This window comes from Acinetobacter sp. 1207_04 (assembly GCF_052850415.1).
Map to the genome: position 1 here is coordinate 1 of NZ_VXCQ01000003.1, position 24,338 is coordinate 24,338.

At 34.8% G+C, this 24,338-nt stretch carries 28 protein-coding genes and 1 pseudogene; 20 read left to right on the forward strand and 9 right to left on the reverse strand.

The window, feature by feature from the left end:
• Both FW754_RS03495 and FW754_RS03500 read left to right on the forward strand, forming a co-directional pair.
• A pseudogene (locus tag FW754_RS03495) lies at positions 1–461 on the forward strand (hypothetical protein); the annotation flags it as partial.
• A 119-nt stretch (positions 462–580) separates the two neighbouring features.
• Positions 581–1,267 carry a cold-shock protein gene (locus tag FW754_RS03500; protein WP_446323889.1) on the forward strand — a complete coding sequence of 229 codons (687 nt, stop codon included), beginning with the start codon at positions 581–583 and terminating at the stop codon, positions 1,265–1,267.
• Between the two features lie 56 nt (positions 1,268–1,323).
• Here FW754_RS03500 and gigC read toward each other — a convergent pair whose 3' ends face one another.
• Positions 1,324–2,205, reverse strand: coding sequence for a LysR family transcriptional regulator GigC (gene gigC, locus FW754_RS03505; protein WP_409511171.1), 882 nt, complete (start codon positions 2,203–2,205; stop codon positions 1,324–1,326).
• 84 nt (positions 2,206–2,289) lie between these two features.
• Between gigC and FW754_RS03510 the strand changes: the two genes are divergently transcribed.
• Positions 2,290–3,051, forward strand: a complete 762-nt coding sequence (locus FW754_RS03510) for a ferredoxin--NADP reductase (RefSeq protein ID WP_446323890.1) — start codon at positions 2,290–2,292, stop codon at positions 3,049–3,051.
• 130 nt (positions 3,052–3,181) lie between these two features.
• Here FW754_RS03510 and FW754_RS03515 read toward each other — a convergent pair whose 3' ends face one another.
• Positions 3,182–3,604 (reverse strand): hypothetical protein, encoded by a 423-nt coding sequence (locus FW754_RS03515; RefSeq protein WP_409511173.1) that lies wholly within the window; start codon positions 3,602–3,604, stop codon positions 3,182–3,184.
• A 315-nt stretch (positions 3,605–3,919) separates the two neighbouring features.
• Between FW754_RS03515 and FW754_RS03520 the strand changes: the two genes are divergently transcribed.
• A complete protein-coding gene (locus tag FW754_RS03520) occupies positions 3,920–4,105 on the forward strand; it encodes a hypothetical protein (protein WP_409511174.1) in 186 nt (61 codons plus the stop codon).
• Between the two features lie 110 nt (positions 4,106–4,215).
• Entirely contained in the window at positions 4,216–4,374 is a 159-nt protein-coding gene (locus FW754_RS03525) for a hypothetical protein (protein WP_446323891.1), read from the forward strand.
• 94 nt (positions 4,375–4,468) lie between these two features.
• Here FW754_RS03525 and FW754_RS03530 read toward each other — a convergent pair whose 3' ends face one another.
• Together FW754_RS03530 and FW754_RS03535 are read right to left on the reverse strand one after the other, a co-directional pair.
• On the reverse strand, positions 4,469–5,668 hold the full coding sequence (locus tag FW754_RS03530; protein WP_409511176.1) for an NAD(P)/FAD-dependent oxidoreductase: 1,200 nt from the start codon (positions 5,666–5,668) through the stop codon (positions 4,469–4,471).
• Between the two features lie 111 nt (positions 5,669–5,779).
• Positions 5,780–6,667, reverse strand: coding sequence for a 1-aminocyclopropane-1-carboxylate deaminase/D-cysteine desulfhydrase (locus FW754_RS03535; RefSeq protein ID WP_446323981.1), 888 nt, complete (start codon positions 6,665–6,667; stop codon positions 5,780–5,782).
• Between the two features lie 455 nt (positions 6,668–7,122).
• Here FW754_RS03535 and FW754_RS03540 point away from each other — a divergent pair, with 455 nt between their 5' ends.
• Together FW754_RS03540 and FW754_RS03545 are read left to right on the forward strand one after the other, a co-directional pair.
• Positions 7,123–7,722, forward strand: a complete 600-nt coding sequence (locus FW754_RS03540) for a D-Ala-D-Ala carboxypeptidase family metallohydrolase (protein ID WP_446323892.1) — start codon at positions 7,123–7,125, stop codon at positions 7,720–7,722.
• Between the two features lie 131 nt (positions 7,723–7,853).
• A complete protein-coding gene (locus tag FW754_RS03545; protein WP_419348782.1) occupies positions 7,854–8,042 on the forward strand; it encodes an NF038215 family lipoprotein in 189 nt (62 codons plus the stop codon).
• 73 nt (positions 8,043–8,115) lie between these two features.
• Here the strand turns inward: FW754_RS03545 and FW754_RS03550 are convergent, their stop codons facing one another.
• Positions 8,116–8,568: a DIP1984 family protein gene (locus tag FW754_RS03550; protein ID WP_419348785.1), complete on the reverse strand. Its 453-nt coding sequence runs from the start codon at positions 8,566–8,568 to the stop codon at positions 8,116–8,118.
• 248 nt (positions 8,569–8,816) lie between these two features.
• Here FW754_RS03550 and FW754_RS03555 point away from each other — a divergent pair, with 248 nt between their 5' ends.
• Positions 8,817–9,440 carry a LysE family translocator gene (locus FW754_RS03555; RefSeq protein ID WP_446323893.1) on the forward strand — a complete coding sequence of 208 codons (624 nt, stop codon included), beginning with the start codon at positions 8,817–8,819 and terminating at the stop codon, positions 9,438–9,440.
• 553 nt (positions 9,441–9,993) lie between these two features.
• Positions 9,994–10,500 (forward strand): hypothetical protein, encoded by a 507-nt coding sequence (locus FW754_RS03560; RefSeq protein WP_419348791.1) that lies wholly within the window; start codon positions 9,994–9,996, stop codon positions 10,498–10,500.
• A 74-nt stretch (positions 10,501–10,574) separates the two neighbouring features.
• Here the strand turns inward: FW754_RS03560 and metG are convergent, their stop codons facing one another.
• Positions 10,575–12,647 (reverse strand): methionine--tRNA ligase, encoded by a 2,073-nt coding sequence (gene metG / locus FW754_RS03565; RefSeq protein WP_409511182.1) that lies wholly within the window; start codon positions 12,645–12,647, stop codon positions 10,575–10,577.
• Positions 12,648–12,817: 170 nt separating this feature from the next.
• Here metG and FW754_RS03570 point away from each other — a divergent pair, with 170 nt between their 5' ends.
• The 3 genes from FW754_RS03570 to FW754_RS03580 all read left to right on the forward strand — a co-directional run bounded on the left by FW754_RS03570 (position 12,818) and on the right by FW754_RS03580 (position 14,635).
• Entirely contained in the window at positions 12,818–13,633 is an 816-nt protein-coding gene (locus FW754_RS03570; RefSeq protein ID WP_446323894.1) for a hypothetical protein, read from the forward strand.
• A gap of 144 nt (positions 13,634–13,777) precedes the next feature.
• Positions 13,778–14,293: a hypothetical protein gene (locus FW754_RS03575; protein ID WP_446323895.1), complete on the forward strand. Its 516-nt coding sequence runs from the start codon at positions 13,778–13,780 to the stop codon at positions 14,291–14,293.
• Between the two features lie 45 nt (positions 14,294–14,338).
• Positions 14,339–14,635 carry a putative quinol monooxygenase gene (locus FW754_RS03580; protein ID WP_419348800.1) on the forward strand — a complete coding sequence of 99 codons (297 nt, stop codon included), beginning with the start codon at positions 14,339–14,341 and terminating at the stop codon, positions 14,633–14,635.
• A gap of 13 nt (positions 14,636–14,648) precedes the next feature.
• On the opposite strand, the gene FW754_RS03585 is transcribed toward FW754_RS03580, so the two are convergent.
• Positions 14,649–14,867: a DUF6500 family protein gene (locus FW754_RS03585; protein ID WP_419348802.1), complete on the reverse strand. Its 219-nt coding sequence runs from the start codon at positions 14,865–14,867 to the stop codon at positions 14,649–14,651.
• A 159-nt stretch (positions 14,868–15,026) separates the two neighbouring features.
• Here FW754_RS03585 and FW754_RS03590 point away from each other — a divergent pair, with 159 nt between their 5' ends.
• Positions 15,027–15,287 (forward strand): hypothetical protein, encoded by a 261-nt coding sequence (locus tag FW754_RS03590; protein ID WP_409511187.1) that lies wholly within the window; start codon positions 15,027–15,029, stop codon positions 15,285–15,287.
• Between the two features lie 153 nt (positions 15,288–15,440).
• On the opposite strand, the gene FW754_RS03595 is transcribed toward FW754_RS03590, so the two are convergent.
• Positions 15,441–15,740, reverse strand: coding sequence for a hypothetical protein (locus tag FW754_RS03595; protein ID WP_419348805.1), 300 nt, complete (start codon positions 15,738–15,740; stop codon positions 15,441–15,443).
• A 334-nt stretch (positions 15,741–16,074) separates the two neighbouring features.
• Here FW754_RS03595 and apbC point away from each other — a divergent pair, with 334 nt between their 5' ends.
• The 3 genes from apbC (at position 16,075) to FW754_RS03610 (ending at position 18,390) form a co-directional block, all read left to right on the forward strand.
• The gene (apbC, locus tag FW754_RS03600) at positions 16,075–17,337 is read left to right on the forward strand and encodes an iron-sulfur cluster carrier protein ApbC (protein WP_446323896.1); all 1,263 of its coding nucleotides are present in this window, start codon (positions 16,075–16,077) and stop codon (positions 17,335–17,337) included.
• A gap of 199 nt (positions 17,338–17,536) precedes the next feature.
• Entirely contained in the window at positions 17,537–17,905 is a 369-nt protein-coding gene (locus tag FW754_RS03605; RefSeq protein ID WP_446323897.1) for a hypothetical protein, read from the forward strand.
• Positions 17,906–18,033: 128 nt separating this feature from the next.
• Positions 18,034–18,390 carry a hypothetical protein gene (locus FW754_RS03610; protein WP_446323898.1) on the forward strand — a complete coding sequence of 119 codons (357 nt, stop codon included), beginning with the start codon at positions 18,034–18,036 and terminating at the stop codon, positions 18,388–18,390.
• Positions 18,391–18,427: 37 nt separating this feature from the next.
• Here FW754_RS03610 and FW754_RS03615 read toward each other — a convergent pair whose 3' ends face one another.
• Positions 18,428–18,970, reverse strand: a complete 543-nt coding sequence (locus FW754_RS03615; protein WP_446323982.1) for a DUF2062 domain-containing protein — start codon at positions 18,968–18,970, stop codon at positions 18,428–18,430.
• Between the two features lie 385 nt (positions 18,971–19,355).
• Here FW754_RS03615 and FW754_RS03620 point away from each other — a divergent pair, with 385 nt between their 5' ends.
• The 4 genes from FW754_RS03620 to FW754_RS03635 all read left to right on the forward strand — a co-directional run bounded on the left by FW754_RS03620 (position 19,356) and on the right by FW754_RS03635 (position 24,303).
• Entirely contained in the window at positions 19,356–19,949 is a 594-nt protein-coding gene (locus FW754_RS03620; RefSeq protein ID WP_446323899.1) for a LysE family translocator, read from the forward strand.
• Between the two features lie 153 nt (positions 19,950–20,102).
• Positions 20,103–20,672, forward strand: a complete 570-nt coding sequence (gene dcd, locus FW754_RS03625; RefSeq protein ID WP_409511194.1) for a dCTP deaminase — start codon at positions 20,103–20,105, stop codon at positions 20,670–20,672.
• Positions 20,673–21,017: 345 nt separating this feature from the next.
• Positions 21,018–22,592 carry a hypothetical protein gene (locus FW754_RS03630; RefSeq protein ID WP_446323900.1) on the forward strand — a complete coding sequence of 525 codons (1,575 nt, stop codon included), beginning with the start codon at positions 21,018–21,020 and terminating at the stop codon, positions 22,590–22,592.
• A 256-nt stretch (positions 22,593–22,848) separates the two neighbouring features.
• Entirely contained in the window at positions 22,849–24,303 is a 1,455-nt protein-coding gene (locus tag FW754_RS03635) for a hypothetical protein (RefSeq protein WP_419348823.1), read from the forward strand.
• The last annotated feature ends 35 nt before the right edge of the window (positions 24,304–24,338 follow it).

The window sequence follows — 24,338 nt, forward strand, 5'->3', positions numbered from 1 at the left end:
TGGAATCTGTGGAATCTGTGGAATCTGTGGAATCTGTGGAATCTGTGGAATCTGTGGAATCTGTAGTACCGTTAAGTCCACCTGTTCAGAGTAATTCACTCGATATTGCACAGTATCATAAGAGTTCAACCTACCAAAACTTAAAAGCTAAATTTGGCTATAGGCATTACAAAGCGCCAACTGTTAAAGAGGGGTTTAAGAAAAATCAACGTAAGAGTAATGGAGTTAATTGGTGGTGGATTGTTTTGGGTCTCATTGGCTTATTGTGTATCAATTTAGCTCTATATACCTATAAGCGTTATCAGCACTATCAACAAGATCAAGCAATTAAGTTAAACAAGCTCACTGCGGAACAAAAACAGCAGGTAGCTGAACAGCGTCGTGCTTTAGGTCGATTACCAAATAAAATATTATCAAATCAAGCCCTAGATGAATTACTCGGAAAAAACCGAGAAAAATAAACCATTCATCGCAATAGGATAATTAGTGATAAATTGATCACATAACAATCAAAACAGTGTTTGAAAAAAATAGTTAAATCGCATATAACCTAATGAGAAGTAAGGATATGGATAAGCTCATGTATAATTTAGGCAGAGTAAAAGAATATCAGCCTGATCATGGTTTCGGTTTTGTCACAGTACAAGATAATAATGAGACGATTTTTTTTGAAATCTCAGATTTTCCATCTGAAGGGGGATTGCCACGTAAAGGTGAAAATGTAAAATTTATTATTGTACAAAATCAAGGGAAATTAAAGGCAAGCCAATTTATTCGTTTAGATCATGCACCTAAATATTCTTTTAAAATGCCTTCATTGAAAGTACAATCTTGGCATGATCCTGTACAACAAAATCGTTCTAAAGCAACTAAAGTATTTGCATGGCTAAGCATTTTGTTCATGGGCACATTGGCGGGAGGTTATTATACTTGGAATATATTTCAGGATTATCAGGCTGAGCAAAACTTTAAACTAGATTTATATACACAACAACAAAATGATATCGTGATTGAACAGCGCAAAGCTGTTGGACATGTAAAACAAGTTTATTTTTCACAAAAGTCACGTGAAGCATTGAATGAAACAACTTCTAATCAGACTGAAACAAGGCAAATGACAGCAAAAGTGATTGCGCCTTCACTAGAAAAAAATGAACAAGCATTACAGAAGTCGGAACAGAAAGAAAGACCCGCCGCTGATGTTCGTGTCACAAGTGATTTAATAAAGCGTAGTCAGATCATTGATGAAGGTAGCAATCAAAATTAATAAAAAACGCCATTAAGATGGCGTTTTTTAATTTGATATTGAGAATTCAAGAAAAATTATCTTAAGTCACAGAATTGCATAAAGGCTTTCAGACCTGGTCCTTGATATTTTTGACGATGTACAAGCATGAACAATGGGCGCGCTAATTGCCAAAAAGGTGTATCGAGAATTACCAATTGATTTTTTTCAAGTAAGGGTTCAATCGCAAGTTTCGAAATACATGATATGCCTAAGCCACCTGCAACAATTTTTAAAATAGCTTCATTGTGTCCAAGTGTGAGGCGAATATTGGCATTTTCCAAATCTTTTAAAATAGCAGTATCAAACACTTCTCGTGTGCCTGAACCTTCTTCACGCAAAATCCATTCCGCTTGTTGAAAATCTTGAGGTTTTAAAAGACGGTTTAATTGTGCTAAAGGATGATCAGGTGCACAGCACACGGCTAACTCATCATCACGCCAATGGATACACTGTAGTTGAGGTAAATGGCATGAGCCTTCAATGAGGGCTAAATCGAGCTGAAATTGATTGACTGCTTCAATCATCTGGCGGGTATTGCCCACTTGTAGTTGCAAGTGTGCTTTTGGTTGCATTTGCAAAAAATTAGCCATTAAATCAGGCATCAGATAATCACTAATGGTCAGTGTTGCGCCAATGCGTAAATCAATACTTTGCAGTTCACCTTTAGCTGCTTGTTCAAAAGCATCACAACGACCTAAAATTTCCAATGCTTGTGGCAGTAAAAAACGACCAAGATCATTGAGTTGTAAGCGTTTTCCAAGACGATCAAAGAGTGGTGCACCCAAACCATCTTCGAGGTCTGCCAATGCCATACTTGCTGCACTTTGGGTTAGACGAACAGCATCACTTGCCTTGGTGACGGTACCTTCTTGAGCCACGGCTACAAACACAGCCAATTGGCGTAAAGTCATACGCATGGAGATCGCCTTAACATTTAAAATTATTCATCATTTAGCCTGTCATGCTAACATGAGCTGTATCACTCACGCCACGTAGAAATCATGTCAATTGATAAATTTAGCTTAGAAACGGTTTTATCTGTACATCGTTGGACCAATACTTTATTTAGTTTCACCATGACTAGACCTGCTCATTTTAAATTTACCGCAGGTCAGTTCGCTCGTATTGGTTTAAAAGTAGGTGATGAATTGGTGGTTCGGGCATATTCAGTGGTGTCATCACCCTTTGATGAAACGCTCGAATTTTTCTCAATTGTCGTACCCGATGGTGCTTTTACCTCAAATTTGCAACATTTAAAAGTAGGCGATGAGCTGTATTTGGAAAAAATTCCTTATGGATTTTTAACGTTAGCACGTTACCAATTGCCTTTGCCACAAGATTTATGGTTACTTGCGACAGGAACTGGTTTAGCCCCATTTATTTCGATGCTACAAGATTTTGAGACATGGACGAAGTATCAGCATATCAATCTTGTATATAGTGTACGTACTGAAGCTGAGTTGGCATATGTAGCGCGAATTCAAGAGATTGCCGAAACTTTTGGCGAAGGGCATCAAGGTTTTAAATTTATTCCAATTATTACACGTGACCCAAATGCGATATTACATGATCGTTTACCAGTGTTGATCGCAAATGGCGAATTAGAAGAAGAGGCGGGTTTGGCTTTTAATCCTGCGACTACGCATGTCATGCTCTGTGGCAATCCACAAATGGTTGATGATACCAAAGATGCACTTAAAGCGCGTGGTTTGACTATGAACCGTCGTGGTGAAGGTAATATTGCAGTCGAAAATTATTGGTAATGTTGCATCAGGGTAAGTGTTAGATCAATGAAAAACTCAGATGTGTGATTCAAAATATTGATGCTCTAAACATAAAATCCTCAGAGTTGAGGATTTTTCTATACCCATATTTTTATTTTTAAATTAAGCTTTAATGGACAAACATATCCATCATTTCACGTAATTCTTGAATTGCTGTTGCTTGGTCGCAGCTTAACCATGTTGGCTCAAAAATGCCTGAATAATGTTCTAGGCGATCTTGTGGAACGACTAAACGAATTGGACAATCTTCCTCAATTAAGCGCCATGGAATAATAGGAACTTCATTATCCAAAAAGGCAGCGACATCTCGAATATCAATAATCATCGCGTTGATACAATCAGGCAATGGCATAACAGACAATTCTTCAGTACGACGACGAAAAAACTCTAAGTCACCCCATTTTAGAATATAACTCGGTTTCTTAAATTCAACGATACCAATCAAATTTTCATCACGCGTTGTATGTAAAAAACACTGTGCAGTGACATCTGTGTCTAGATCAAGCGAGACACTTTGCCTAAGATAGGTCATACCTGAATTGCCAAAAATTGAGCGGGAACATAGTATAGCCCACTTTCAAACTGAACATGCTAAATCCCCTAATTTACTTTTTTATTTGAGTTGTTTTAAGATTGGATGAATATTATTCTATTTTTGGAATGTGATTGTAAAACATAAGCTTAATAAATAGTCTTGGAGTATTCGCTTCATCGGAAAAAAATGACCCGAATTCACCTGTTCATTAAAATATAAATGAGTACACAATGACCTTTATATTATTTAAAAATATGCATAGTATTTTGAATGAACTTGTATCTATTTGATAAAAAATGAAGGAGAAAATCAATGACCGATAAAAAGCCGAATAAATTCGTTGCACCTATTATTATTGCGGGAATTACGGTAGGTTTTTTGGCAAGTGCTTATAAATTTGTTTTTGCCAATAAAGATACATCTCGTGCTGATATACAGAAAAAACAAGATTCCACGGACAGATCTCAAGTTAAAAAAAATGACCAAAAAGATGAATAATTTTTAATCGTTATAGACTTTTGATGTGAAATAAATTAGATTTAAATTATTAATATATAAAATATTAATTGATAATGTAATTGATTGGGTCTGAAGAAGAAGGAACTTCTATGAAATTTATCACTATTTTTAAAAAGATTGTTTTGGCAAAATTAAGCCAATTGGAAAAACGTATTCAGAGCATTGCACCGCAAGATCCAATGGATCAAGCTATTGCACGTGCCCATATATCTCAAGCGCAGTTATTTCAAATGGATTATTTGGAATAAGTTCTATATTGGATGATATTGATTTAGATGTCACAAAAAAGCAGTTTGAATTAATGACAATTCAAACTGCTTAATTTTTTGTAAGGTATTTTACTTATACATATTCAGATGCTGCATGTGCAGAAGCCCAAGCCCATTGGAAATTAAAGCCCCCTAAATGTCCTGAAACATCCAAAATTTCACCAATGAAAAATAAACCTTTTTGTTTTTTACTTTCCATGGTCTTCGATGAAACTTCAGTGGTATCGACACCGCCTAAAGTCACTTCTGCAGTACGGTAACCTTCAGTACCAGAAGGCTTAACTTCAAATTGATGTAATTTATTGGCAATGCTTTCAAGCTTTTCATCGCTGAGTTGCCCTATTGCTGTTTCAGCCCATTCAGCCCAAATTAAAGTCTGTAATTCAAGCACCACACTTTTTGGTAAATGTTCAGCCAATAATGTACGCAAAAGTACTTTAGGATGGCTTTGTTTTTTTACTTTAAATAATTCAAAAAGTTCCACAGCAGGTAAAAAGTTAATGTTAAAACTTTGCCCAACATTCCAATAATTTGAAAGCTGTAATGAACTTGGACCACTCAAACCACGATGGGTAAACAATAAGGCTTCAGTAAAGCTATTGAGTTCATTTGATAAAGTTGCTTCTACTGCATTACCACTGAGTCTTGTTGTGACTTCTTTGAATTGATCGGAAAAAGTAAATGGCACTAATCCTGCACGAGTGGCGTGAATGGAATGTCCAAATTGTTTGGCAATGTCATAACCAATAGCAGAACCACCAAGTGTTGGAATAGATAAACCGCCTGATGCAACAACTACCGATTCAGCTTCAAAATAACCTTGATTTGTGGCTACTTGAAAATTTTTACCATCAACAGTTGAAACCGCTTTGACTTCGCAACTAGTTTTAATATCGACAGATTTTGTTTTTTCACATTCATTCAATAACATGGCTAAAATTTCTTTCGCACCATTGAGTGTGAATAATTGTCCATGTTTCCGCTCTTCGTATTCGATGCCATATTCACAAACCATGCCGATAAAATCCCAATTGGTATAACGGCTGAGTGCCGAAATAACGAAATGTGGATTATGTGAAATGAAGTTTTCAGGCTCAACATAAAGATTGGTAAAGTTACATTTACCACCGCCTGACATGAGAATTTTTTTACCAATTTTATTTGCTTTTTCAACTACTAAAACTTTACGCCCACGGGCAGCAGCTTTGGCAGCAAGCATTAAACCTGAAGCACCAGCGCCGAGAACAATAACATCATAGAGGTTGGAAGACATGACACACTCAAGAGGGGGGAGAAGAAAGCACAGCATTATAGACAATATTGCTTTCGATTTCTTGCGTATCTTTTTAGTTGCAGATTTGACAAAAAATTTCTAGCTGTTACATCATTGATTTAAATCAGAAAATGGCATTTTTCGTCCCTGTAAACCACCTGAATGAATCACCAATATTCGAGTATTTTTCGCAAAATGATTATTTTCGATTAAATTCAAAAGTCCAAATAGCATTTTGCCTGTATAGATCTGCTCTAAAGGAATTTGATATTGTTGTTCAAAATTTTGTATAAACGTAAATAATTCAACAGTGGTTTTGGCATAGCCTCCAAAACAATAATCATCTGTAATTTTCCAATTAGATTTAGCCGTTTTAAGAGCAATTTCCTTTTGTAAGAAATCACCTTTAAGTGCTGAAAAGCCTAAAATTTTTTGATGAGTCGAACTTGCTTCAATGAGTCCTAAAATTGTTCCACCTGTACCGATGGCACAGCAAATCACATCATAATTTTTACGATCATCATCGGTTAATATTTCCTGACAGCCTAAAATGGCAAGCGCATTACTACCGCCTTCAGGTACGATGTAGGCATCGGGATGTTCTTTTTTGAGTTGTTGTAAAAATGCTTCTGTATCTTTTTGACGATATTTTTCTCGTGAAAAAAATTGCAGTTGCATGCCAAATTGTTGCGCTGTAGATAGGGTATGATTTAAAGGTTTATCTGCTAACTCTTCACCCCTAATAATACCTATACTCTCAAAACTAAATAGATGTGCTGCATAAGCTGCCGCTGCAATATGATTGGAATATGCGCCACCAAAGGTAATGATTTTTTTTGCAGCTTGTTTTTGTGCTTCAAGTAGGTTGTGTTTTAGTTTAAAAAATTTATTGCCCGAAATGTGTGGATGAATTTGATCGAGTCTTTTAATGGTGATTTGAACAGGTGAATCTAAGGTCAATGTTTGATAAGACACAGTTTGGGCAATACGATCAAACATAGACATAAAGACAATTCCTTATAAAGTTGAGTGCATTGTATATGTAATAAGTTTTACAACGACATTCTTATAATTGATAAAAAGACATTATTTAGTGTGATGCTGTATTTTCAGAATGGTAGTTGTTTCGAGCGAATTTTCCCAAATTTACTCTTCCTTTTGATGATGCTTTCGCATGAGATTGGTTTGAAAGCCGATTCACATATTTAACAGACATTTTTTTGATCAAGACCCTTACTATTTATATCATTCATTTTTAAATTTAAACTTTAGAGAATTACTTGGAGATAAGATCAGATAAGTTAAAGTGAATGATGACGATTAAAATTAAAGCATTTTTTGATATATCTATCTGATTTAACAAATCTAAATAAAAGAGAACCCAAGTGAGTGTAATAAAAACAATTATTTTTATAGTCAGTTTGTTGAGTACATTATTTATTATGGGTTGTGATATGAAAAAAGATCCAACTCAGGAGAAATCAGAAAATAAAAATGAGTTAAAAGAAAAGTTTAATCATTGGAAAGCCGAGCAAGATCCTAAACTTGTAGATGATTATTTTCAATTTATACGCCAATATTTAACACAACCACCAACAAAGCTTGAAATTATGACCAATCGTAATGTCATGGTGAAAGCATGTGAATCGGAGCGTTTTGCTATTCCACCGAAAGCGTATTGGAATAATATTGTGGGTAGTTTAAAACTACTCGATCAACTGTATCGTGATGCATATTTTGAACGTTACACCATTACAGCAATGTATCGTAGTCCATCGCTCAATACCTGTGTGCATGGGGCTAAGCAAAGTAAGCACGTTTATCATTATGCAGTCGATTTTCATGTACTTGATCCGAAAGAAACACATGAGCAAGATCGTAAATTATTGGTCAAAGCCTTATGTCAATTTTGGCAAACTGAAGGTACAAAATTGAAGATGGGTTTAGGTGTGTATGGAAATAATCGTTTTCATATTGATACTCAAGGCTATCGAACATGGGGTAAAGACTTTAAGTCAAAAAGTTCGCCGTGTTTAAAAGAATCTGTAAATTAAGTTATTCATTTTAAGATGCAAAACATAAAATATTGAAAATAGATTATTACAATAACAATTGAATGATGAGCTGATTTTTTAAGCAGAAGTGCTATGCTGTAAAGAATAAAAATAATGAATGGGAATCTGTGATGAAAAAATTATCGATAGGTTTGAGTGTATTCGTCATATGTATGTTGGCAGGATGTGACCAAAAAGCACCAACACCGACAAAGACTGAGGTTCGTTCAATTCATATTGCAGGTATGCCTGTATATGAAAAAGATTATCGACTGAATGTGGGTGATTTCAATACTGAACTGAATATTGAAAATAAATAACGATTTAATTTAAGCGGATAGATTGAATGATAAATTGCCAGATCTATCCTGAGCTATTGCATATTTGAATGGCTTAAATTAAATCAATTTTCCAATTTGATGCCTGAATTTCTAAATTATACTGATGTAATTGAGTTGTGATCTCATCATAATGTTTCTGTAAGTCATTCATAGAAATAGTATGAATCCATGAAGGATCTTGTTTATATAAATGGTAGTCTTCATTCACCTTATCAATTGCTTGCTGAAGAATCATTTGTTGATGTTTCAATGCTTGTCGATCTGCAAGTACATTTAATATTTTACGATTATGAATCGTTTTTGTAGCGGCATTGGTCGCATTAATACGATGGGTCAATTCGTAAATTTCTTTATTTACTGCAAATGCTTCACGAATTAAACTTTGTGGTGCCACACTGAGTTTAGCACCCGCTTTGATTAATAAGTTGTTATTTATACGTTGCTGTAAAGCATCTCGCTTTGTAATAAGATCAATACGAAGTAAAAGTGCTTCAGCAATTGTCATATTTTTAAAAGTATTCTTTAAATTCATTGAACTTATTTTTAAGTATTTGTTAATTATGTCTGCTAGTTTAAGCTTTTTAAATTATAAAATAAAGTAAATAATAATTATTAAAATCAGAATTTTACATGTAATTTGATTTGACTGTTTCTTAGGGTCTGAATATTTCATTTTTTTATTTAGAGAATTTAATTTTTAGTTCATTTTTGCAGTAAAATTACGCAAATTTATTCAATGATAAGGTTGGACACTTGGAATCATTACTTATATTGGGTTCTATTGCTTTTGCGCTGATGCTCGGCGCAATCAGTCCAGGTCCAACGTTTATTTATGTAGCTAAAAACTCGATTGCAATTTCACGCCGTCATGGTTTGTTTACTGCTTTAGGTACAGGTACAGGCGCAGCTTTTTTTGGCTTACTTGCTGTAATGGGCTTGCAGGCTATTTTATTGGCAGTGCCTTCAGCCTATTTGATTTTAAAAATTTGTGGTGGTCTATATTTACTTTGGCTTGCCTATAAAATTATTAAACATGCCAAAGAACCGATGGAGCAGGCAGATAGTCAGGCTCAGGTGATGAGTTATGCTCAAGCATATCGTTTAGGTTTTATTACTCAGCTCAGTAATCCTAAAATTGCGATTGTTTTGGCGAGTATTTTTACTGCACTATTACCAAAAGAAATTCCAAGTTATTTTTATGTGGTTTTGCCGATGTTGTGTTTTTTTATTGATGCAGGTTGGTATTCACTTGTTGCCGTTGCTTTATCTGCGGAAAAGCCACGCCGTGTGTATTTAAAATTTAAGAAAGTATTTGACCGTATTGCTGGTGGGGTAATGACTTTACTTGGATTAAAGTTAATTTTTGGGATGAAGTGATAAACATTAATACGTTAGTTCCTGTTGGAACTACAATGGTTTGCCCATTTTTGAAAAATTTAGTAATTAGTTTTAGGAGTAGCATTTAAATAAGGAATTATTTCAGTATTTATTTTTCTATTCAAGTTGTGTACAAATAACTGTTGAAGGAACAACTATTATAATCAATTCAATGTAAAGAAAGTTCTTGAAACTATTTCCCATGATCATAATAAAAATAAAGAGTGCCCACATCAAATTGCGGATACAGCCGTAGAAAAATGCTTTTCAAAAAGTTGTTGGAACTATTTTGGCTTTATAGAAATGCTCAAATAAGAATTGGGTGATTACGGAAGAAAAAAGCCAAATACATAACCTAATGGGGAATTCAAATAAGTGTACCAATCATGGGAACAACAATCGAAGGAGTGATTAAACCTTGTAAAAAATATTGTGGATTTCGTAGAATGGTCGATGCATGGAATGTGAGGGTAACACAAAATGTCCCAATAAAAGGACTAATCGTAACAGAGCATATAATATTTTAATCAACACGAATTAAAGAGCACGAATAATGATTTATAAAGCTTTATTTTTAAGTTTAATGTATGGGGGTGTATGCCAAGCATATGCAAATGAAGAAATATATGAAACACGCTATGGTCAGTTTCAAATCAAAGAATCTAATGAATATCTAGGTGGTGCATTATATTTTAATAATAAACTAGTTAATCCTGTGATAGAAGGTAACAATAGTTTAGATGTTGAGGGGATTTATCAGTTGAAAGGCGATGATGTGCTTCTTGTGGAAGACGTAGGAGGACGTGGTTGCCCAATCACTTTGTATTTCGTAAAAATTGCTCCGACAAAGAAAGTTAGTGTTTCACCCGCTTTTGGTTCTTGTTCTGATCTAATCAACGTGAGTACAACAACGAGTCAAATTGTTGTCAAAATGCCTGATTTTATCGGGGCGCCGGAAAGTGAAGCCCAAGAAAGAGCAGTGGCACAGCATAAAATGATTTATATTTATGATGGTCATGTAGTTAAAGAAAATGGAAAAATAGTGCAGCAAGATAATTAAAATAGTGTGATTATAGATTTAAGTGATAAAAAGCCCCTACATCAGTAGAGGCTTTCATCTTAAAGTATTAAACCTTAAGAAACCTTATCGCCCGCTTTAGCACCAGATTCAGGTGAAATCACCCAAACACCTTCGCCATTGCCCGCAGCTAGAACCATACCGTTTGAAATACCAAAACGCATTTTACGAGGTGCAAGGTTTGCCACCATCACCACCAATTTGCCTTTAAGGTCTTCAGGTTGGTAAAACTCACGGATACCGCTAAATACGTTACGTGGTTCAGCTTCACCAACATTCAAAGTCAATTGAAGAAGTTTGTCAGAACCTTCAACAGTGCTTGCATCTAAAACTTCTGCAACACGAAGGTCAATTTTCATAAAATCTTCGATGCCGATGGTGCTTGTGTTAAGAGCTGCTTCACCGACTTTAGGTTCAGGTTTTTTCTCAACGGCTTTCTTTTCTTTTTTCTTTTCAACTTTTACAGGTTCAGCCGCAGCAGCTAAAGAGTCCTTAGAAGCATCAACCATAGAGGCAACAGCTTTCGGGTCTACACGTTGCATAAGTGGTTGGAACTGCGCAATTTCATGATCAACTAAAATAGTTTTGCCTGATGCAAAGTTGAAGTTGTCCATTTTCAAGAAGTCTTGAACTTGGCTTGCAAGTGTTGGCAATACAGGTGCAAGGTAAATTGCCAATTGACGGAACAAGTTAATGCCGACAGAACATACATCATGAACTTGTTGTTCTTCGCCTTCAATTTTCGCCAAAGCCCACGGCTTTTTCTCATCGATATATTGGTTAGCTTTGTCTGCAAGTGCCATGATTTCACGAATTGCAGCAGAAAACTCACGAGCTTCATAAGATTTGGCAATCGAATCGCCTGCATCAATAAAGCTTTGAACCAGTTCAGGCTCTGTACAGGTTGTTGATAATTTATTATCAAACTTGGTGTTAATGAATTTTGCACAACGGCTTGCAATATTCACGACTTTACCGACTAAGTCTGAATTCACTTTTTGTACAAAATCATCCAGATTCAAGTCAGAATCCTCAACTTTATCAGATAGTTTCGAGGCAAAGTAATAACGTAAATATTCAGGATTTAAATGCTCTAAATAGGTTTCTGCTTTAATGAATGTACCACGAGATTTTGACATCTTCTGACCATTCACAGTTAAGAAACCATTGACGAATAGACCTGATGGCGTACGATAATTCGCACCTTCAAGCATTGCAGGCCAGAACAATGCGTGGAAATAAACGATGTCTTTTCCAATGAAGTGATACACCTCATTTTTAGAATCTTTTTTCCAATACTCGTCAAAGCTGAGTTCAGGACGTTTAGTTTTGATGTAGTTTTCAAAACTCGACATATAACCAATTGGCGCATCGACCCAAACGTAGAAATATTTATTTGGCGCATCAGGAATTTCAAAACCGAAATATGGTGCATCACGAGAAATATCCCAATCGTTCAAACCATTTTCAAACCATTCATCAAGTTTGTTTGCGATTGAAACAGGTAAACGACCTTCATCACGTGTCCATTTTTGCAAATATTCTGCAAAGTTTGGCAATTTAAAGAAATAATGATCAGATGATTTTTCAACAGGTGTCGCACCGCTCAAAGTTGAACGAGGGTTGAGTAATTCTGTTGCATTATAGGTTGTACCGCAAACTTCGCATGAGTCTCCATACTGATCTTCAGCTTTACATTTTGGGCATGTGCCTTTGATAAAACGATCAGACAAGAACATGCTTTTTTCAGGGTCAAAAAGCTGTGTAACAGGGCGAATGGCAATATTGCCTGCATCACGGTTTTTGATATAAATTTCTGAAGAACGGTTTTTATTTTCGTCGCTATGCGTTGAATCATAATGATCAAAAATGACATTAAAGCCATCAAAATCACGGATGTGTTCTTTTTGCACATTCGCAATTTGCGCTTCAGGGCTAATACCATTTGCTTCTGCACGAAGCATAATTGCAGTGCCGTGAGCATCATCTGCGCAGACATAAGTCACGTCATGTCCCATTGCACGCATGGCACGAACCCAAATATCTGCTTGGATGTAACCGAGTAAATGTCCCATATGAATTGGGCCATTTGCGTATGGAAGGGCATTAGTCACTAAAATATTACGCACGGATAGACGCTCTCATTCGTATTTTATATAAGGTCATCGATTTTAACGTAATTGCTGTGAAGATGCACAATAGAATCGGTGAAATGTTTTCAAAATAATGTTTCTGTATATTGTTTGCCAAAGAATAGCGATAATGTCGCTTTGATGCCGTCCGATTTGAGTGCCTATAGATGATTAATCATGATTTTAATGACATTGACCATGATGATTTTGATCGTGAAGTAACACGGATTCCCCAAAATTTGAAAGCCAAACAGCAGTTAGAAAATAACATTCTCAAACAGGCTGAAAATTATCTTGAAGATATTTCAGAAGATGAGCATTCATTTTTAATCAAAACATTACAGAACCTTGCTGTTGATGAATCGTATTTCAATGTAATTGCAGAAAATTTAGAACAGCCAATTGGTACAAAATTTGCCAATGATGCCTTGAACTTGTTACATTTTTGGAAATTAATCAATGATGTAGATGATGTTAAAACTTTTGATTTATTGGACATTGTGAATGGCGCATTCTTCCAGTCTGAAATGCTCAAAGCCCTTGATACATTGGAAATAGGCGAGCAAAAAGAACAATTTAAAACGGTTTTGGTGCAAAGTTTTAAACTTTATCAATCTGAATTTTATGTGGGTTGTGTTCCTGTGCTTTATGCGCTTTTGGAAGGATTACTTACGGCTGTACTGATTCAACATGGTTATTTAAAACAACAAGATAGTAAATTTATTGATGTGTATAAAATTGTTCCTGGCTTAAAAGGGCATGAAATTAAGAGTTTATGGCATAAGGCTAAAATTGCCCATGAATTAAATCCGTACTTCTCAGAATTACCCGCTTATAAAATGGATAGTAGCTCGACTGTGAGTGCAACACGTCATAATATTTTGCATGGTTCTGAACTGAATTGTTTTACCCAAGGTCGTTGTTTTGTGCTGTTTATTTGGTTATTTGGTACGGTGAGCTTTATGGGGAATGTTCGTTCGTAAAGTATATTGGTCAAAATAGATAATAAATGTATGGAAATGATAGGTGTGGTTTGGCATAAAACTTCACCTAAATTTCACACAGCATTCAAATAAAATACAATTCAAATATAGATGCTAAAGCCAAGATTAGAAGAGGAGTAGCTCATGCGATCTTGGTCATTATTTTTATCATCCATGTTTGCCAGTTTGGTTTCTGTACTCAGTTTGGTGATTTCATTTTGTCTATTTTTAATTTTTTATCATGGCGATTTATTTGTATCAGCTTCTGATCGAAGCGCGCAGCGGGGCATAGAAGTCATCGTTTATCTCACTCCAATGTTGATACTGATTGGATTTATGTGTTTTAGCTGTATTTTTCGATTATTCACCTCACCACTTAAAATTTTTGAGCCTCAAAAAATATTTAAATTATTTTATAAATTAGGCTTTATTTGGTTCGGCTTAATATTTTTCTTTCAGTTTTTAGATGGCAGAATGGCTGAATTAAGCGAGAGTTTGTACTTTGGTTTGATTGGCTTCATTATCTTAATCATTCCACTATTTATAGGTGTTATAACTGGTCATTTCCTATATTTATATATAGGCAAAGGGATATTTAAAATGAGGGACAATAAAAAAGTAATTGCAAATTATAAAGCGTTACAAATTCCGCCCTTATAATAAACTATGCTAAATATAGAGCATCTCAAACGGAAAATTTTTCAAATGTTGAAATTGATCGCAGAAGACTTTATCCAAATTGATAAGATTGACATCGTTTTGCCTTTATATAAAGAATTGGTAGAGAAAACCAAGTTAGAGCAGGGCTGTATTTCTTATGATCTTTACCATGATCTTAAAAATAAGGGGCATTTTGTTTTTATTGAAGAATGGCAAGATAGAAATGCTTTAGACGTACATGTAAATTCTGAACATTTTCAACGTTTAGTGCCACAAATAGATCAATACAAACGCCAAGATGGGATTTTTACTCATATGCAAAATTTTACAGAACTATTTTAAAAGTAAACTTTTTTTAAAGTTCACTTTCAACGAGATGTTTAACTTTTAAAGCTTTTTCAAAATGATCGAGTCGATGTGTTTGAATCCACCATGTTGCCACTTGCATAAGTGTTGCGGGATCATCATTTTTATTGGCGAAAAAAGCATAAAAGGAAAGTCCGACATTTTCACCTTTAGAGACAATTTTTTGTTCACATATTTTGATCATTTTGGTTTTGATTTCAGCGTTCATTCAAATCTCTATTCTGTAAGTAAAATTAAAAATTGAAGTTGAGTGTAAAATTTATTCGTAACATTGTGTAGGACAATAATTGCAAATTGCATTTTTTTTACTTTTATAGATGCTCAGTTGTTATAAAAGAGAAGACATAAAACCATTGGAGCAAATAACATGACAACATTTGATGATTTAAAAAATAAAGCGTCTGAAGTTGCTGATGATCTAAAACTTAAAGCAAAAGAAGCAAAATTAGGTGCTGAAAAAGTCGCAGATGATTTAAAGCATAAAGCGCAAGAAGCTTTACTTAAAGGGGAAAAAGTCCTCAATGATTTAAAACACAAATCTGATGATTCTACGGATGAAAGTAAAGATTCAGAGTCAACAACAGCAGAAAATGTTTCTAAAAAAGACGATACGGCACCGAAAGCATAAGGTTAGGGTGTTAAAGACTTGAGTGTTTCTACCATCGCTATTTGTCGTGAATAGAAAAATAAAACCACTGTTTTAAATATAAAAGCGGTGGTTTTATCTTTTGGAATTCTATTGTTTTAGAATGAAGATGAGTTTTGAAAATATAGTAATATCTTAGTTTCTAGACCATACAATTTTACGTACTTGGTTATTAATGATTGTCAAGGTATAGGTGATACCTGAAATTTCATACACATAATCAGAAACAGTTTTTACCACATTGTCCTCTTTAATTTCATAAGTATTCATAGATTTAGGTGATTGGTTTAGCCGAGTTACCACATCACTAAAACTGTCACCAATAGAGACGATTTGACCTGTGACAGTACGAATTGAAGTTGTTTCACTTGCTGCAAAAGTTAAAGTTGAAGCCGACATAGTCAATGCGATGATGCATGCAAATATAGATTTCATGAACACTCTCTGATTATTGTTGTGGTTCTTTCAAGAAAACCACTTAAAATGATGGACTACACTAGACCATAGCTCAAAAAACAATTTGATTTTGTATATGAAATATTAATTTTGTCTAAATAATGTACTTTTTATCTCGTTAAAATCATTAAAAGCTTTGTTATTAACGTCATTAAAAAAATATTAATACATCTATAAATGCAGTTTTAAATTATTTACCCAAATGAACCCTATTTATTAACTTAACCTGAGTGCAATTTATCGTTAAACTATAGCTTCATGTTTACCTTAGTACGTTTTGTACTTCTTGTTGTATTTTGCCTTGGAGCATCGTATGTCGTGGCTTTCTTCTCTTAAATCAGTCTTTTCACCTGCTCCGGAGGTGAATGAAGAAGGCGTTCAGCACGTATTACAAAACTATATTTTGCCTGAATCGAGTAATGCGCTAAAAGATCGTATTACACAGGTTAATGTGGAAGGTAAAATTTTACAGATCACCATCAATACCTTTCCAGAAGAAGCTGATCATTTACAAAAAATTCATGATGATTTAGCAAGTGCTTTAGAGGCACATGGTATTCAAGAGTTGAATATGCATGTAATTCAGCAAAAAATTCAACATGGTGAAGGCTGTTCAAGTCATTCACATGGTCAAGAAGGGCATAGTTGTTCAAGCAAGCCTCAGACCGAAACTCAGACTCAAGCAGAACCGACCAAATTACCACCTGTGATGGATGCATCTGCGAAAACTGAAGAAGATCCAAATAATCCACCGATTCAAAAAGCTGCACCACAACAACGTGATATTGCAAAACATCCACGTATTCAAAATGTGATTTTGGTGTCTTCGGGCAAAGGTGGTGTGGGTAAATCGACTACTACAGTAAACCTTGCTTTGGCATTACAGCAACTTGGTTTAAAAGTCGGTGTATTAGATGCTGATATTTATGGTCCAAGTATCCCAACCATGTTGGGTAACTCAGGTATGACTCCAAAAATTGAAGGCGAAAATTTCGTACCGCTTGAAGCACATGGTTTGGCTGTATTATCCATTGGACACTTGATTGGTAAGGAAAATACACCAGTGGCTTGGAGAGGTCCAAAAGCAACGGGTGCGCTTATGCAACTGTTCAATCAAACGCTTTGGCCTGATTTAGATGTATTGATGATTGATATGCCACCAGGTACAGGTGATATTCAATTGACTCTTGCACAACGTATTCCTGTAACGGGCGCAATCATTGTGACGACACCGCAAAACGTTGCACTTATGGATGCTGTTAAAGGTATTGAATTGTTTAATAAGGTCAACATTCCAGTGATGGGTGTCGTTGAAAATATGTCTACACACATTTGCTCGAACTGTGGACATGAAGAACAAATTTTCGGTACAGGTGGTGGCGATCAATTATCTGCTCAGTACGATATTCCACTGCTTGGGCGTTTACCTTTAAACGTACAAATTCGTGAAAATGCTGACGCAGGTAAGCCTTCTGTCATTGTAGGTGATGTTGCTGCTGATAATTATTTAGAAATTGCACAAAAAATTGCCGATAAATTACCGAAAGTTGAAAAGAATAAAAGCAGAATTTTCTAATATTCTACTAAAAAAATTTAATAAGCCCACTTTAAACAGTGGGTTTTTTATTGTGGAAGAAGCAGATGGCGTGGTTTGTATATAAAAAATGCACTTAAATGTTTTGATTACAAACCAGTTACATTTTTTTCATAAGCAGTCCTCAGTTAAGGTGCCTAATCACAACAAATACATAATATGATATAGATCGAGTTTAGTGATGAAAGCTTTAATTCATACTGTTGTTCTTGCTGTTTCTACTGCAATTATTGCTGTACCTGTGATGGCGAACTCAACAACAGCAACACCAACGTTAAAACAAATTACAACTGCTGTTGCTCAACCACATTTTGATAAGCAAAAACAGGCATTAAATGCGAAAGAAATGAAAGCGAAAAAAGAAGCTGATGAAAAAGTTGGCAAAGCGAAAGCCAAAGCAGATAAAGAGGCTACTCGTGCAAAAGCTAAAAATGATAAAGCCTTAAAAGTTACTTCAGAAAAACAAGCTAAGCTTGTGAAAGAAAAAGCCAAAGCAGATCAGAAAGTACAATTTGCAAGAGATGTGAAAAAAACATTTACGGGTCACTAAAACTTCGAGCTGTATCGCATTAATTTTGCGTAGAAAAGACTGATATTGTTCAGGCTTTTCTACTTTTAAAGTCTTTAAAAGTAGATTTTATGGTTTTATAAAAGAGAAAACTTTTGAGGAAATTATAAATGAAAAACTTAAATATATTGAATAATAAAGTTTTTATGAGTGTATCCAACACAGCTAATGGTGATGTAAATAGCGCCACACGTTTTTATTACAACCAAAAAGGGAGTGTAATCACTGCACATTATGAAGGAGGCGTGGTTCAGCTTGGCTCTATTATTGGGAAAATGTTAGATGCCGAAAACTTTCAGATTTGTTATCAGCATTTGACCGTAACAGGTGAGCTAAGAGCAGGGCAGTGTACAACTCATATTGAGTTGCTCGATAATGATGTGATTAAGTTATTGGAAAATTGGCAATGGCTCAATGGTGATTTATCGACGGGGCACTCAGAACTCATAGAAGTCGTTTTGAACTAATTGATTATAAATATTATTTGAAGTACGAAAACTGAGTTTACTGATGACGATTACGCCATTTTTTTATGACTGTCCAACGCCAATAAATACGTGTAAGCGTAAATAAAACTACTGCAAATAGTAGGGCTTCAATCAATAATCCTGTAGCTAAAATTTTGGCTAGACTAAAATCGATATGTCCATGTCCAAAATTTTGAATCCAATGCACAATTTGATGAAACACGCCAAGTAGCATATCTTTATTAATCATGTGTACACCATAAATTTGTGTACCAATCCAAAATGCAAAAATTAAAATTGGCACAATGGTGAATGGATTCATGATCCAAGCCAATAATAAACTAATGGGTAAATTGGCTTCAAATAATAAAACAGTGATAATAATCAATGCACTATGTAGTGGAATAGGTAAAATTCCCCAAAATGTACCAATAAATACTGCTTTAGAAATAGACTTACGATTGACATACCAAAGCTGAGGATTTGAGGCATATTTACCAAAAATCTTGATGATTTTCAAACTATTGACTCTTTCAGGCGAAGGGAGCCAGGACTGAAAAAAATGCTTTGCCATAAATATTGATTAAAATAAGAAAAAGATGATTGTGCATGATTACATTTAAAAACGACAGTGATTTGCTGTAGTTATAGATAAATTGTAAATGCGAGATGTTAAAGATTAACTCATCAGACTGAATATAACCTTAAATATGTAAATAGATGTATTTAATGTTGTATTAAAAGCTATGTAATTAACTGATTTATAATAATTTAGTGTGATATTTATCACATTTTTATTCTGTGGTGACCTTTAGGTCAATATATTTTGAATAATAGTTAAATATATGTTTTTAAATAACAAATATTTTAAATTAATCAAAAAAATATCTCATCTTACAATTAATTTTTTGCTAAGTGACACAAACTGATTTAATCTGCGCTCAATTGAATAGTGAGGTCATTTAATGATTTCATGGTTTTTTGTTGGCTTAGTCATCACCATTTTATTGACACCTGGTCCAACTAATACACTTTTAGCATCTTCTGGTATTCAGTCAGGTATTCGTAAATCTTTACGTTTAATTCCTGCTGAAGCACTGGGCTACCTCATTGCAATCTCAATTTGGGGATTGATCATTGGCACAGTATCAAAAAAAATTCCAATGATTCCTGTCATTTTGAAGCTCTTTAGTGCTGCTTATATTTTTTATTTAGCAGTAAAGCTGTGGCGTACTGCAACAGTACAAGAAGATTTTACTCAACCAAGTATTCGTCCTCGTGAGTTGTTTTTAGCAACACTGTTGAATCCCAAAGCATTATTATTCGCAACGGCTATTTTTCCAGTATTTGTGTGGCAAAGTACTACGGCATATAGTGCACATATGCTAACATTTTTATTGCTGATCGTACCGATTGCTTTTTTTTGGATTATGATTGGTTCGGTCTTGGCATCCAATAAAATTAGTTGGTTGAATCAATGTAATATGCAACGTACAGCTTCTTTAGTATTGATTAGTTTTTCTGTTCCATTGAGTTATTCGGCTTTGGCAACATTATAATGAATATTTTATCTTTATTTTTCAGTGCTAGATTTTCAATCTAGCTTGTTTCTGTTGATTGTTTTAGTTCATGAAAAATACGTACTCATTTCTTTCAGTATCGTTTTACGTTAAAGTACTGCGCAATTAACACTGTTTTTTGGATATCTATAAATGGCGATTAAATCTGATCGTTGGATTCGCGAAATGAGCGAAAAACACGGCATGATCGAACCCTATGCAGCAAACCAAGTTCGTGTAAATGAACAAGGTGAAAAGATTGTTTCTTATGGTGTTTCAAGCTATGGCTACGATGTTCGTTGTGCACCAGAATTCAAAGTGTTCACCAATGTACATTCTGCTATTGTTGATCCTAAAAACTTTGATGAAAGAAGTTTCATTAATATTGAATCTGATGTCTGTATTATTCCGCCGAATTCATTTGCTTTGGCTCGTACAGTTGAGTACTTCCGTATACCACGTAATGTTTTGACCATTTGTTTGGGCAAATCGACTTATGCGCGTTGCGGTATTATTGTAAACGTCACCCCACTTGAGCCTGAGTGGGAAGGTCACGTCACTTTAGAATTCTCTAATACAACCAATTTGCCCGCACGTATTTACGCAGGTGAAGGCGTTGCACAAATGTTGTTCTTTGAATCTGATGAAGTTTGTGAAACTTCATATAAAGATCGTGGTGGTAAATATCAAGGTCAAACAGGTGTGACCCTACCTAAAGCTTAAAATACCACGCTAATTTTAAAAGCAAGCTTCGGCTTGCTTTTTTGTTTTTTAAATCAAGTAATATAATTGTTATTAAATCGATTTATTGCTATTAATACCTAATATTATTTAAAATTATTAATTTTATTATTTAGTATATTTAACAAGATATTGATTTTTATCGGAAAGATTAAAAAATAAACAATTTAAATAGAATCAAGTGTTATAAATACATATGCATTTGCGTAATAAAACAATGAATGTGATTTATTTTACATTTTAGATGGCAAAAGATTAAAAATAGATGCCGAATCAATTTTATTATGCATAGAAAAAATGGATTGATTTTCAGACAGGGCGATCAGTATGTCTAAATTAAAAAAACTAAATATTGCTTTATTAACTAGTTATAGTTTAAGCGGTTCATTCACTTTTGCAGGAACACTGCAAACCATGACAGATGAGCAACTGTCTGCATCTGTTGGTCAGGCATTGATGAGCTTATCCTACATTTCTCCACAAGATTCTAGAAATCTTGAAGCTAATCGAAGTGGTGGAGATAATACGATTGGTTTTTATAAATTAGGTATTGAAGCTGAACTTGAATTGAATGCAAATATTAAAAAGTTACAGCTCGGTTGTGGCGGGGTAAATGGAGTTGGTGGTTGTGATATTGATATTGATAATTTAAGTTTAAGTGGTTTAGCTGATACAGCAAATGGTCGAGTAGCTTCTTCTGCAAAAATGACAAATCCTTTTCTTGAGTTTGCAATAAAAAATCCAGAAAGTGCTTCTACACGTTCAATCGCTGGCTTGCGTTTAAGTGCGGAGAAAGTCGTGGGTTTACTGACTGCAGGTACTGAAAATTCTACAACACAAAATGGTATAAAAAATATTTCTGGATTTATGCGTATTCAATCAGATGAGTCTGGATATGTTTATGGTAAGGCAAATACTGATGCAAGACGGTTTATTGCAAGTAAGGATGCAACATATGTCGTCGATAGTGTTACTCAAACATTTAATAACCAAGTTAGTGGAAAAGTTAAAGTTACAGGTTTTCTTGGTGGATTAGTTCAGCCGATTACTTTTCAGACTACTGACGGCGGATTTAATATTCCTGCAATGAATAATATTCCTTTCATTCGTTCCGGTGTTGTCGTCAATGGTAATCGAGTAAGCTCCTTACCATTACAAGCGACATTAAATGTGCCAAAAATAGAGGTGGATTGGAGAGGAGTTTATCCAGAAAGTGGACAGACAATATATGCAAATCCTCAAGAGTCCCCAATAGATTGGGGGTTTAGTACCCCGTCTGGAGTACAAACTCAAGGGGGAATTGTAAAAGCTGTAATTACTGACTGTAGTGGCTTAGCTTGTATTGTTGCAAGCCCAGGTAAAGTATTACCTACTGTTTTTATGAAAGGTGCAATTCAAGGCATTAAAGCGGATGTAACAATTAATCAAGGGTTAGGCTATATTCATAGCTTACCTATTAATTCGCCTTTTTCACTGTCATTACAATCTCAAGCAATAAAATGGACAGGTAGTTATTATGGTGCAAATCCAGAGAGAAAAAATGTAGATGGATCTATAAATAATAGTGTACCGGAAACGATTTCTGATATCGCACAAAAGGGGTGGTGGATGTCATTTTCTGATCCTATTAATTTAGGAAGTGTCGATCCTGTTAAAAAAATTGATATAGCACCTTTATTTCCTCAAATTGCATCTCAAATTACTAATTTCTTAATGGATGAAAGAAATGCAGCTAGTTTAAGTGAATCTCAATTAGGAAATGTAATTAGTGGAAATGGTGACATCAACGTAGGTATTGGTACACTGAATGTACCAGGCGCACTTAATTTAACGCTGAATGATTTACAGCTAAGTGGTCAGAAGTTTGCACCGAACTGTTATGGTAGTTTGAAATTTTGTTAAACAATTGAATTTTTGAATTTAAAAAGCGACTTTAGTCGCTTTTTTTGTGGATCAATGCGATAAAAATACACTGATTAGTATCACTTTTTTTGTTATGATTAATTTTTAAACATATAAAAATTAATGGTTTTTGTCGCGTAGAAAAGCTGATGTGATTGTTAGTTTTTATTTGTTTGGTGGTGAAATTAATAGATTATTTTAATAACTTAAAAATAATCTATCTTGTAAGAAAAAAAATAGAACTAGGAATAGGAAAATGCATAAAGGAATAGTCATGGCATTGGCTTCAATGGGACTCACAGGATTGGTGAATGCTCAAGGAATGGTGCCATTAACAGATGTACAGCTCTCAGAGACAACAGGTCAGGCGTTGATGAGTTTAAATTATATCGATCCTGCAGCGACAAAAAATCCAATGAAGGGGATTGTGACTAATGGTCAGTCAAATAAAATTGGCTTTTATAAGTTAGGCATGGAAGCAGAAATTGAACTAAATGCCAATATTAAGAATCTACAATTAGGATGTGGAGGAGTAAATGGTGCAGGTGGTTGTGATATTGACATTAAGAATCTGTCGTTAAGTGGCTTACCTAGTTCTTATGATGCAGTAGGAAATCCTGTTTATAGTGAAGGTCGAGCATCGACGAGTGGTAAAATGACAAATCCATTTATGGAATTTGCGATTAGTAATCCAGAAAGTTCTTCAACAAGAGAGCTTAAGGGGATTCGTTTTAGTGCTGAAAAAATTGATGCCTTATTGTCTGCAGGTGTGAATAATGGAGCAACGGCTTCAACGACAGATGGGATTCAAAGTTTAAGTGGGTTTATGCAAATTGCAGCAACTTCGGGGACGGTGAATACTGCTGTAGGCACATTTGGTAAAAAAGCAGATGAGATTGTTAAAGGAAATATTAAAGTTGTGGGGATTCTTGGTTCGTCATTTACGAGTTTGCCAAATGATGCACAAACACACGGTATTACATTGCCATCTATGAAAGTTGATTTTGTTACCCCAGCATTCCAGGTGAATGGCTCACGACAAGCGAGTGCGCTGATTGATGGTATTAATATTACTTTAGACCATATTCCATTGGATGCAGGACCGAATAATCAATTGGCTGTTTCATTAAATCCATCAATTCTTGGAGTAGATTATGCTCGGGTGAAATTAAAAGCAGGTTCTGCTGTTAAAAATTTGAATGTAGGTGTAAGTTTTTCTCAAAGTTTAAGTATGATTCATAATATTCCTTTGAAGGGAACAGGGGGCTATTTAGCAATGCAAAGTACTTCATTGCTTTGGCCTGGAGCAAATATTGCTGATGAAGATCGTAATAAAACAAATCTTTTGGATATGTCGGGTGCAACCGATGTTGCAAAAACAGGCTGGTGGATGTCATTTGCTGATCCAGTACAACTTGGCAAATTAGAGGCAACAAATCCTGTGGATATTAGTTCGGTTTATGCTCAAGTTGCATCGTTGATGAATGACCAATTAAAAAATAGTAATCAAACAATTAACTTAGGATTTGGTGAGGCAGTAGAAGCGCTGCAAAATAAGGTTATTGAAACACCAGAAGCTTTGGTTGTTGATTTAAATAAAGCAACGAATCCATCACTTGGCGGTAAACCTGCTTCAATCTTATTGCAAAATTTACAATTGAAAAATCAAAATGTAGTTTCAAACTGCTATGGTGCTCTCAAATTTTGTTGAGTTATTCTTATTTGAAAAAGCAGCTTAAGCTGCTT